General features: G+C 70.3%; 4 protein-coding genes. 3 read left to right on the forward strand and 1 reads right to left on the reverse strand.

The features are described 5' to 3' along the window. The first annotated feature begins 63 nt into the window (after nt 1-63). The 3 genes from RHM57_RS18540 to RHM57_RS18550 all read left to right on the forward strand — a co-directional run bounded on the left by RHM57_RS18540 (nt 64) and on the right by RHM57_RS18550 (nt 10117). The gene (locus RHM57_RS18540) at nt 64-8430 is read left to right on the forward strand and encodes an isopeptide-forming domain-containing fimbrial protein (protein ID WP_322189134.1); all 8367 of its coding nucleotides are present in this window, start codon (nt 64-66) and stop codon (nt 8428-8430) included. Nucleotides 8431-8446: 16 nt separating this feature from the next. Further along, nucleotides 8447-8815 carry a DUF4440 domain-containing protein gene (locus RHM57_RS18545; protein WP_134559075.1) on the forward strand — a complete coding sequence of 123 codons (369 nt, stop codon included), beginning with the start codon at nt 8447-8449 and terminating at the stop codon, nt 8813-8815. 177 nt (nt 8816-8992) lie between these two features. Continuing rightward, on the forward strand, nt 8993-10117 hold the full coding sequence (locus RHM57_RS18550; protein ID WP_322189136.1) for a Vms1/Ankzf1 family peptidyl-tRNA hydrolase: 1125 nt from the start codon (nt 8993-8995) through the stop codon (nt 10115-10117). 17 nt (nt 10118-10134) lie between these two features. Here the strand turns inward: RHM57_RS18550 and RHM57_RS18555 are convergent, their stop codons facing one another. After that, nucleotides 10135-12324 carry a YhgE/Pip domain-containing protein gene (locus RHM57_RS18555; protein WP_241980933.1) on the reverse strand — a complete coding sequence of 730 codons (2190 nt, stop codon included), beginning with the start codon at nt 12322-12324 and terminating at the stop codon, nt 10135-10137.

Here is a 12324-nt window from a genome sequence, read left to right on the forward strand (position 1 = left end):
CCCGAAATGCCCCGCGTACGCCGAAACATCGCTGCTCGCATTGCTTACCCTGGAGTACCCGTCATGCCGCTTTTCCGCCCTGCCATCGTGCCGCGCCACAAAAAGCGTCAGATCCTCTTCGACCACGGTTTCCTCGCCCCGGCCCGGGCGCACATGCGGATCACGGCCAGCGTCCTGGCCGGCCTGCTCGTCGCCGTCGGCCTGACCGTCGGCGCCATTGTCGCCCCGGCGACCGCTGCCGGGATCGTCACCCTCACGGCCAGCAGCACGCCGACCATCCTCGCGGGCGAAAACGCGACCGTGAGTCTCACCGCGACGGCTCCTGCCGGCGGCACAACGGACTACTACAACCTCGCATTCCGGTACCAGCTGCCCGCCGGAGCGAGCTATGTCCCCGGCAGTACGGCAGGGGCAAGCGGCCCGGCCCTCCCTGACCCGACGATCGTGACGATCACCGACGTCGTGGGGCCGCCGGCGGTCACCCACCAGGTGCTGATCTGGCCGAACATCGCCGACCTCGTGCACGGAAGCACCACCGGCCTCACCTTCGGGATCACGCCAGACCCCTCCGTCTTCCTGGTCGGATCTCCCATCCCCGGCAATGCCGCCGTCTACGGTCAGACCGACCCTCGACTGCTCGCCAAGTTCACGCCGACAACCGGCGTCGTCGTCGCAGGCAGCTTCGCATTCACGGATGCCGTCACTCCCGTTTCCACGAAGGTCGCCGCCCTCAAGGTCACCAAGACCGAACCGAGCCCCGAGCATGAACTCATGCGCGGCGCACAGGACCAGGCCACCGTCTACACAATCACCACCAAGAACACCGGGGTCGCCGCCACGACCGGCGTCGTGCTCGTCGACTACCTCCCGGCCGGCCTCGAATTCCTCGGTTGCGGCAGTGTTGACAACAGTGCGGCAGGCACAGAGGAGTACCCGGGCAGCGGCCCGCTCGGCTCCTCCACCGGCGGTCCCTCCTGCGCGACTCCCGCGCTCGTCGAAACGGTCAACGACCGAGCAGGCTTCCTCGGCCAGGTCTTCACGAAGGTCACCTGGAACCTCGGCACCCTCACGGCCGGGTCCACCCGCACCATCACCTATTCGGCCGCGATCCCGCTGAAGGCCAACACGATGTGGCCCGCCGGCCAGGTGCCCAACGCCGCCGCGCGCCTGCAGGCGGCCAACCTGGACAACAACACCGGGGCATCGACTCGCCAGGAGGCGCCAGCCGCCGCCGGCCAGGGCCTCACGAACACCGCAGTCGCCACCGGCACATACACCGGCCCCGTCGCCACTCCCGCGGATGCTGCCGCAACCTCGAGCGACTCCGTGACCGTCAAGGCCATGGACCTGTCGATCGTCAAATCCGTGGACTCCTCGGACTTCGTGGCCGACGGCATCGCGCACTTCACCCTGCTGCTTCGATCGAGTGAGTACACCACCGATTCCGCGATGACGATCACCGACGTCGTTCCCAACGGGCTCTGCCCGATCATGCCCGCTTCCGTCCTGGTGACCGGTCCGCGGGCCGGTCAGCTGCCGGCCGGCTGCACCGGAGGCGGCACGGTGACGGGCGCCACCGTCAACAGCGTCGTCGCCAACGCCGACGGCAGTTTCACGGTCGTGCTCACGCCGAACCCGACGAGCCTCCCGGTGAACACGAGTCGCACGATCGGCTACGACGCCCTGATGTCTTCGACCTACGCCGGAGACAGCCAAAGCGGGCCGACCGTCGCGGGAGACAGCTTCCTCAACACCGTCGGGATCACCGGCACGACAACCGACGTCACCGCCGGCCTCGGCAGCACGCCGGTCACAGACGACTCGTCGGCCGGCCTCGCGTCATCCAGCCCGACCATCACCAAGAAGGTGCTTCCCCGCCCGGCCGCCGGTGGCACCGCCGTTGACTGCGCCGCCGCGGTCAACGCGCCCAACTACACAGACACCCAGGTGCCGACCTACCACCTCGGCGACAAGGTCTGCTTCCAGCTGACCGTGGCGTTCGCAAGCTCAACCCGCACCCGCAACGCCCGCATCACCGACTTCACCCCGGTCGGAACGAGCTTCGACGGCTTCGCGCCCGCGTCAGGAAGCACCGTCGCCGTGACCCCCGCAACCGGCACAGAGTCGGCAACCCCGGCAGGCACCCTGCCCGCCGCCTGGAACCTCGGCACGCCGGACAACGGATCGACCGACCTCTACGTCGCCAAGGGCGCAACCCTGACCCTCTTCGTGAGCGCCATCGTCACGTCGACGTCGCCGACCGCCGTCGTCGACATCACCGCGAACCTGATGAAGTACCGCCAGGAATCCACGGCAGGGGCCGTGCTCGCACTCCGTGACCAGGTCGACTACGCGATCGCCCCTGCCCCCACCGTCTCCCTCGCCAAGAAGATCTCCGCCGTCAACGGTGCAGCCCCGGCCGCGCCGGCAACAGACGTCAAGGTCAAAGAGGGCGACGTCGTGACGTACGCCCTCGACGTCGCGAACACCGGAACGGCCGCCGCAGGCACCGATGTGCCGGTCTCTGCCGTACAGGTCTGGGACGCCCTCCCCGCCGGTTACACCTGCACCACGTGGATCGTCGCGTCGATCACGCCCGCCGGCAGCTGTCTGAATCCCGGTGATGCCGGCTACCCGACCACAAATGCTGTGCCGGCGAACTCTCGCAGCGTCATCGTCTGGACCGTTCCGGGTCCACTCGCCCCAGGAGCGGCAGCCACCCGGCTCAGCTATGCGGTGACGGTTCCCACCGGCGTGAGCGTGTCGACGGTGTTCCCGAATACGGCATCCGTTGTCGCCTTCACCTCGCCGAACACCGCGGGCGGCGACACGGTCTACTTCCCGAAGGGCTCGTTGAACCCTGCCCATGACACCGACGGGAATGCGCTCCCGGCCAACACCACCGCGCAGATCCGCCTCGCCGACGCCGCCGTGGCCAAGACGGGCGTGTCCCGGATCGTGGCGACCGGCAACACCGCCAACCAGGCCGTCGCGGGGGAGCTCGTCGACTACACCTTCTCCGTCACGGTTCCTGCTCATACGACCGTGTACAACGGAAAGCTCTCCGACGCGCTCCCGGCCGGACTGACCATTCCGGTCGGAACCGTCGCGACAGTGTCGAGCGTGCCGGCCGGCGGCTCATTCGACCCGACGAACGGCGCCCTGACCTTCCCTGCAACCTTCGACAACACCGCCGCCGTGGACCAGGTCTTCACGGTGACGCTGCCCGGCGTGCTCGTCGGCGTCGGTCTGGCCTCCGGAACGCTCACCAACACCGCGACCTTCGCGAGCAACGCCACCCTCGGCGGGACCGCGGTGACCCCGCGCACGGCGGCCAAGGCCATCACGGTCGTGACCCCACTGCCGACCCTCGCCAAGATCGTCGACAAGCCCACCGCCCAGGGCAATGACATCGTGACCTTCACTCTCACGGCCGGCAACACCGCCGGCCGCCCCGCAGCCTACGACTCCATCGTCGTCGACTGCCTGCCCGCGGGACTGACCCTGACGGCCTTCCTCTCCCCTGCCGCTTCGCCGACGACGACGAGCGTGCCCGGGGACGGCACCAACGGGTGCGCCACCGGAACCACCAGGCTCGGCTGGGTGCTCCCCGGCACCGGTGCACTCCTGGCCCCCGCCACCACCGTGCTCACCTATTCGGCACGGGTCGCACCCAACTCCGCCGGGCTCGTCACGTACACCAACACGGCGAGCGTTACCGGCTCGACCCTGAGCAGCAACGGGGCGAACAACGCCGCCGTCGAGCGCGTCGTCTCTGCCGCCGCGTCGGCCGTCGTCACGGTCGAAGGCGCCACGACGGTCAAGACGGCCACCCCGAATGCCGTTGCGGTCGGCGGCGCGGTCGCATACACGATCACCGTCACCCTGCCCAAGAACGTCAACTTCTACAACGCATCCATCATCGACACCCTGCCAGCCGGCGTGACCGCGACCGCAGGCTCCGCCACGGTCGCCTGCCGCACCGCCACCGCCGTCGACTGCATCGCCACGCTGCCCAAGGGCCCCGGTTTCACCCTCGCCCCGTCCGGCCAGAAGATCGGCTGGCTCCTCGGGGACGTCGTCGCTGCGACCGAGGACCGCACCGTCACCGTCTCGGTCACCGGCACCGTCACCACGGCGCCCGCCAACACCGCGGGAACGTTGCTGACCAACACGGCCGCTCCGCGCTGGAACGACACGGCCAAGTCCGATCCGGCCAATGCCGCAGCGGGCTTCGACCGCACCGGCCCGGCCGGATCCGCGGGCGTCACCGTGCTCGAACCGGTGCTCAGAATCGCCAAGACCGTCTCCAACGCCACTCCGGAACCCGGCCAGGCCTTCACGTACACCGTCACCGCGACCAACGCGAACACAGCAACGACGTCCGACGCGTTCGCCGTGACCATCGTCGACACCCTTCCCGCCGGGATCGACCCTGCGAGCGTGACGAATATCTCCGGCAATGGTGTGCTCTCCGGCACGACCATCACCTGGACGATGCCGACCATCGCCAAGAACGCGTCCGTCACCCTGACCTTCGACGCCAGGCTGGCCGCGTCACCGAGCCTCACCGGCAGCGCGATCGTGAACAGCGTGAGCGTGACGAGCTACGCCTCCCTGGCGGCCGGCGGCCGGGTCTACACGGCCAACCCGCCGACGGCGACGGCGGCGGTCACCCCGCGCTTCCCGCACATTGACCTCGCCAAGACCGCGACCAACGGTGCGACCGCATACGTGAACACCCCGTTCGGCTGGACGCTGACGCTCACGAACACCGGAGCGGGCACCGCGGCGACCGTCACCCCGACGGATGTCCTTCCCGCGAACTGGGTGTACCTCGCCGGTTCAGGCACGGTCTCGATCGGGAGCGGCGCGGCCGGGCCCCTCGGCGACCCGACGGTGACCACCGCGAGCGGAGTGCAGACCCTGGCCTGGCCCGCGTTCACGGCCGTGGCCCCCGGAACCGTCATCAGCATCCGCTACAGCGCGCAGCCGACCGCTGCGGCAACCGTCACTCCGGGAGCCGGGGCGGGCATCCGCCACACCAACACCCTCTCGGCCTCCGCGACGGATGCCACCGGTGCGACCGGTCACGCCGGCCCCGCCCCGTACGCGGCGAGCCCGGTGACCGCTGACGCGCACATCGATGCGGCCGACGTCACCCTGGCCAAGACGGCCGGCTCGGCCCTCGTCGCCGGGCGCAGCACGCCGGATGCCTTCAGCATCACCGTCAGCAACACCGGACCGGACACCGCGGTCGGGGCCGTCGCCGGACACAACTTCACGGTCACGGACACCCCCACCCAGCCCCTGCCCACCGGCATCACCGTCACGGGGGCGACCGGCACCGGCTGGAGCTGCACGGTTCCGAACGCCGTGACCGGCGCCTTCAGCTGTGAACGTGTCAACGCGAACGAAACCCTCGCCGCAAACGCCGCATTCCCGGCGATCACGGTCGCCGTTTTCGCCGGATCCGGTGTGCCGAACGGCACGGCCGTCGTCAACTCCGCCACCGTCTCCGCCAGCACCTTCGACCCGCTCCTCGGCAACAACACCGCGAGCGCGACGAACACGGTGACCACGAGCGCCGACCTCGGCATCACGAAGCTCGCCAGTGGCGTCTTCGCCGCCGGCGACACGGCGACCTGGACTATCGACGTCACCAACGCGGGTCCGTCGACCTCTGTCGGACCGATCACCGTGACCGACACCCTGCCCGGGCACCTCTCCGCCGTCTCGGTCACGGGAACCGGCTGGACCTGCACCACCGCAGCGACCCCGGTGACCTGTGTCTCCGCGGGCGGCCTCGCGCTCTCCGCGACCTCGCGCCTGACCGTGACCGCCACGATCGACTCCGACTTCACCGGCAGCCTCACCAACACGGTTGCCGTCACCGGGACGACGCCCGACCCGAACCCGGCCAATAACAGCTCCGCACCGACGACCCCGGTCGGGAGCGCAACAACGCTCTCGATCGCGAAGACCCTGCAGGATGCCCAGCTCGTGCCCGGAACGGATGCGACCTACCGCTTCGTCGTCGCGAACACCGGCCGCGCCGACGCCCGCAACGTGCGGATCACCGACGCGCTGCCCAACGGCCTGACCTTCGTGCGGCTCGCGGCCGGTACCCCCGGCGCCTGGACCTGCACCGAGACCAGCACCACTCCCTCGACCATCGGGTGCGTCCTCACGGGCACCCTGAAGCCCGGCGCCGGGGCCACCCAGACCGTCGACGTCGTGGTCGCGGTGCCGAGCGGCCTCACCGGTTCCGTCGTCAACACCGCGACCGCAGGAGCAGGCAACGCCCCCGACGCGAGCGACAACACCAACACGGGACTGACCGGCAAGGCCGATCTGGGAATCACGAAGACCCACCCCGCCGGCGCCGTGACGGCAGGTACCGACCTGACGTACTCCCTCTCGGTGACCAACTACGGTCCGTCGGACGCCCCGGCAGGCACCGTCGTGACCGACCACATCCCGGCAGGGCTGGTCGCCCAGGGCGCGGACGGTGGCGCCGACTGGACCTGCGCTGCACCCGTCGGACAGGATGTGACGTGCACGAGCACGAGCATCCTTCCCGTGGGAGCCACGGCAGGCGTCGTCTCCGTGACCGTCGGCATCCCGGCGAACGCCGGGCCCGCCGGCTTCACCAACGTCGCGGACGTGACCGGGGTTCTCGACGAGCCAACGCCGAACGCGCACCCCAACACCGCGAGCGACCCGACCGACGTGACCACGCACGCCGACGTCACGATCGTCAAGACGATCGTGCCGTCCGCTCGCACCGTCACCGCCGGTGGCAGCATCGGCTACGCCCTGACGGTCACCAACGCCGGTCCGTCGACCGCGGATGCGCTCACGGTCGCCGACACTCTGCCGGCCGGTTTCACCGCCACCGCGATCAGCGGTGCCGGCTGGACCTGCGTCCTGGCCAGCCTCAGCTGCACCCGCGCCCAGCTCGGCGTGACGAACTCCGTGATCAGTGTCACGGCATCCGTTGCCGCAGCGGTGCCTGACGGCACCCGCGCGGTCAACACCGCGACCGTCGGCTGGACCGACAGCCGCTCATCCGCCCACACCGACACCGACGCCGTGCCCGTGACCGTTGTCGCGATCGCCGACCTCGAGCTGAACCAGTCGACCGCGACGGCGACCCCCCTCGCGGGCGCTGACGTCGTCTTCGACTTCGCGCTGCGTAACGTCGGCACCTCGGACGCCATCGGTCCGATCACGATCACCGACACCCTGCCGGCCGGGCTCCGGTTCCGTTCGAACACGGTGGGCTGGACCTGTGTCGCGAGTGCCGTTGCCGCCAGCGCCCCGCAGGTCGTCACCTGCACCCTCGGTGACGGGAGCACCGGCCTCGCCGCCGGCGGCACGGCGACCGCGCTCTCGATCACGGTGAGCACTGACCCGGCTCTCGGTGCCGTCACGCTCAACAACCCCGCGATCGCCGCGACACCGACAACGGAGTCCACGCTCGTCAACAACCCGAGCCCCGTGCGGGTGCTCTTCGCCCGCAGCGCCGACCTGTCCCTCGTGAAGACCCACATCGGCTCGGGCGCGATCGGCGCTCCGACCCCCTTCACCCTCACGGTCTCCAACGCGGGACCGTCCAGCGCCGTCGGGGTCCGGGTGGTCGACACCCTCCCGGTCGGGCTCACCTGGGTCGACAGCGCGGGCAGTGACCCGGCGTGGTCGTGCTCGGCTGCGGCGTCGACCCCCCTTGGCTCGACGGATGTCTCGTGCGCCCTCGCGACGCCCGTCGCCCCCGGCGCGGACGCGCCGACCCTCGTCCTGAACGCCCTCGTCGACGCACGGTCGTTCCCGACGGTCACGAACGCCGCCGCCGTCACCGCGGTCACCCCCGACCCGGACCCGGCAAACAACTCGGCGACCGATCCACTCGTCGTCGCCCCGCTGGTGAGTCTCGCCGTGACGAAGCACCACACCGGGCAGGCCATCATCGGATCGAACCTGGACTACCTCGTCGCGGTCACGAACACCGGAGCCACGGCAGACCCGGGTGGATTCACCGTGGTCGACGTGCTCCCGGCCGGGCTCAGCTACGTCTCCGGCCACGGCGACGCCGTGACCTGCGCCGCTGGGTCCGACGCGGCGCTGGTCACGTGCACCTTCGCCGGCGCGCTGGCCGTCGGGGCGACCCGCACGGTCACGATCACGGTGTCCGTGCTGGCCACTGCGTTCCCGACCGTGGTCAACACGGTCACCGCGCACAGCCTCTACGCCGACCCGGCCGCCCCGGCGGCCCAGGCGAGCGACTCCGCGACCGTTCTGAAGGCCCTCGCGCACACCGGAATCGACCTTCCGGTTGAGCTCCTCGCCCTGCTCGCCCTCCTCGCTCTCCTGCTCGGTGCCGCGCTCGTCCTCACGAGTCGCCGACGCCGCGCCCAGCGTGCCGAATAGGGGCTAGCGTTGCAGTATGACTGCGATCACTGACGATCTGCCCGCCCGCCTGCTGCACGAAGAGCACGAGGGCTGGGACGCGATCCTTGCCCGCCGCGCCGGGGACTACTACTGGCGCACAATGACGCGCGATGCCCTGTTGGTGCTCCCGGGGAACGTGGTCGCCAGGGACGCGGTGGCCGCGTTCTTCGAGGCCCTCGCGCCGCTCGACAGCTACGAGCTGCACGACCCCGCCGTGATCCGGATCAACGATCGCGCGGGCATCCTCGTCTACCGGCTCGTCACCCGCCGCGGCGACGAAACCGTCGAGACGTCCGCCGCGACCACCTACGTGTTCCAGAACGGCGGCTGGTGCGTGGCCCTGCACCAGCAAAGCCCCGTCTAGCCCCGAAGTCCGTCCGCGAAAGCGGGTGATTCGTCGGTTCCGCCTGCCCAGACCGACGATTCACCCGCTTTCGCGGCGGATGCCGGGTGTCTTGTGGGTACACGGGGGCGGGTCTACCGTGACGAGACAGGGTTCCCGCATGTGGGGAACCCGGGTAGCGAGAAGGGACCCGGGTCAATGGCTGACTTTGGAAACGAGGGCCTCGCGGAGCTTTACCGCCGGCCCGGAAGCGCATCCACCGTTTACGTCGACGTCACCCAGGATCGTGAGGATCCGAGACGCACCTCGAGCCTGCGCCATCGCTCCGTGCGCGAGGCACTGGCCGATGCCGGTGCCCCCGAGGCCGACGCCGACATCGTGATCGACCGGATCGAGGAACCGCCCGGCAGGCCGGGCAAGGTGAGTCGGCTGCTCGTGGTGCGGGACGGCCTCATCGAACTCGACGAGCTGTTGCCCGGTGAACCACTCGGCGAGCTGATCGTCTCGCACGGGCCGGTGCCGTGCCTGCTGCCGCTGCTCATCCAGCGTCCGCGCGACCTGACCTACATCATCGCCGAGGTCGGGCGTGACGGCGGCGAGATCCGGCAGTTCCGGCTCAGCCGCACCGGCGCGGTCGCCGAGGAGGAGATCGAGGGCGACACCGAGTACATCACCAAGGTGCAGGGAGGATTCCTGTCCAACTCGCGGTACCAGCGCGACACCGAGGAGATCTGGAAGCGCAACGAGGGCCAGATCGCCGACGCGATCGACGAAATGGTGCGCACGAGCGGTGCGGAGCTGCTGATGCTCACCGGGGACGTGCGCGCGCGGCAGCTGCTGGTCGCCCAGCTCGCCCCCGCGAGCAGGGACATCCTCGCCGTGGTGCCGACCAACACCCGCCCCGGCGGCGCAACGACCGATGAGCTCGAAGCCGACCTCGACCGGCACCTTGCCGCGATCCTCGCCCAGGACGAGTACGACGCTCTCGAACGCCTCGACACCGGGCGCGACGAAGGCCTCGCCGAGGCCGACTTCGCCGCCGTCGTGCGTGAGCTGCAGCAGGGCCAGGTCGAGGTGCTGCTGCTCGCTTCGGGAGCGCTGCCCGAGGCGACCCTGCTCGCGCTCGACCGTGAGCCCTGGGTGGCGTCGACCGAAGCGGATGCCCTCGGCGCGGCCGTTCTCGGAGCCGTGCCTGCCGCAGACGCGCTCGTCCGTGCCGCGTTGCTCACCGACGCGCGCGTGGTCGTGGTGTCGCCGGGGGAGCTGCCCGGCGGGAGCGGGGCCGCCGCGCTGCTCCGCTGGTCGACCCTCTCGACCCACTGAGCCGGCCGGTCAGCCGATCAGCCGATCAGGCTGGGGCGCAGGTCGCGCAGGGTGCGGAAGTGCGTCATCCGGGTGACGCCGACCGCGGCCAGCACGAGGCCGCCGACGACCCAGAGGAGCAGCACCCCGGCATCCGCCCAGGCCGTGGCCGGGTTGCCGCCGTACATCAACTGGCGGATGCCGTCGACCGCGTAACTCATCGGCACCACGTGGTGCAGCCAGGCGAGCGGCGCCGGCAGGGTCTGCCACGGGAAGGTCCCGCCGGCGGTGACGAGCTGGATCACCATGAGCACGAGGCCGACGAACTGGCCGACGCTGCCGAGCCACACGTTGAGCGCGAGGATGATCGCCGCGAACGCGAGGGCGGCGAGCCCCATCATCCCGTAGGTGCCGACCGGGTTGTGCACCTCGAAGTGCAGGATTCCGGCGAGGATGCCGAACAGCGCCGCCATCTGCACGAGGCCGAGGAGGCCGGGGGTGAGCCAGCCGGCGAGGGTGATCTTGAGCGGGGAGTGCAGGGCCGTGATCGCCCGGCGTGACACCGGTTTCACGATCAGGAACAGCGCGTAGATGCCGATCCAGCCGGCGAGGCTTGCGAAGAACGGGGCCATGCCGGCGCCGTAGGTCCCGGCGGAGGTGACGGCAGCGGTCGTGAGCGACACCGGGTCGGCGATCGTCGAGCCCTGCAGGGTGCGGGTCTGGGCGTCCGAATTCGGGATGCTCGTCACCCCGTTCGCGAGGCCGTCGCGCAGTACGCCCGCGCCGGACTGCAGGGTGACGAGCCCGCTGTTGAGGCTCGTCGCGCCGGTCGCAATGCTTTCGGCGCCGGTCGCCGCGGTACTCGCGCCGGTGGCGGCGGATGCTGCACCGTCGTTGACCGTTCCGGCCCCGGCCGCAAGCGTTGCGGCCCCTGTAGCGGCGTCGGTCGCGCCGCTCGCGACGTTGCTTGCACCGGCGGCCGTCTGCGCGGCGCCGGCGGCGAGGGTTGCCGCACCGGTTGCGGCGGCGGCGGCGCCGGCAGCGACGGTTGCCGCGCCGGTGGCGACGCCACCCGCACCCGCGTTGAGGGCCGTGAGCTTTCCGTCCTTCGTGATGAGGCCGTCGAGGCCGGCCTGGACTCCGGCTGCCTGCGCGCTGGCGGTCTTCATACCGGTAGTGACGGTTGTCAACTGGAGGAGCGCAGCGTCAACATCGGCGGTGCTGAGATTGGCCGACGTCAGCTGTGTCCTGATAGCGGTCAGACTCGATTCGAGAGCTGTCGTCGTCGTCGCGTTAAGTGTCGTGACTGCATCGCCAGTAGCCGCGGAAAGGGCAGGCACGCCCTTCTCAAGCAGCGCCTTGGTCCCTGCCGACACGGAGGCCGCTCCTGTGGAGAGCGGGACTGTCCCGTCGGCAAGCTTCTTCGTTCCGGCCGCGAGGTCTGCAGCGCCGCCGGAGACCTTCGTCGCCCCTGCAGACACCTGGCTGGCGCCGGTCGCGAGCGTCGCAGTCCCGGTGGCAAGGCTCGTTGCCCCGCTCGAGAGCTGGCTCGTTCCGGTCGCGAGCTGGCCGAGGCCGGAGGCGAGCACGCCCACGCCGCTGGAGAGCTGGGCGGCACCGGTTGCGAGGCTTGCGCTCCCGTCGGAGGCGGTCGTCGCGCCATCCGTCAGCTTGGTCGCGCCGTCCGCGGCCGTGACGAGGCTCGAGCGCACGTCGGACAAGCCGATCAGGAGCCGGTCGGCCGCTTCCTCATTGACCTTCGAGACGATGGCCTCCCGGATCTTCGTCGCGGCCTGGCCGCCGATCGTCGAAGCGAGATAGCTGTTCGTGTCGTTCGTGGTGAGGGTGATCACCGACTTCCGCGGTGTCGACGTGGCCGAGGATGCGATGCCCTCGGAGAAGTCGGCCGGAATGGTCACGCTGAAGTCATAGCTCGCGTCGGCGACGCCGGCCGCGGCCGTGGCCGCGGAGACACGGTGCCATTGGAAGGCTCCGGCGTCGGTGAGCTGCGTTGCGATGTCGTCGCCGTAGTTGTGGCTCACATCGTCGATGACCGTCCCCGTGTCGGCGACGACGAGGGCGACCGGCACGCGGTCGAGACCCGCATACGGGTCCTGGTTGGCCCACAGGTACAGGCCGCCGTAGAGCACGGGCACGAGCAGCAGGGCGGCGAGGGCGACCCGGGACATCACGGTTGCGGTCAGTCGCGCCAGTTCGGCGCGAATCAT

Origin of the sequence: Cryobacterium sp. 10S3 (assembly GCF_034344045.1) — a bacterium.
Lineage (GTDB): Bacteria > Actinomycetota > Actinomycetes > Actinomycetales > Microbacteriaceae > Cryobacterium > Cryobacterium glucosi.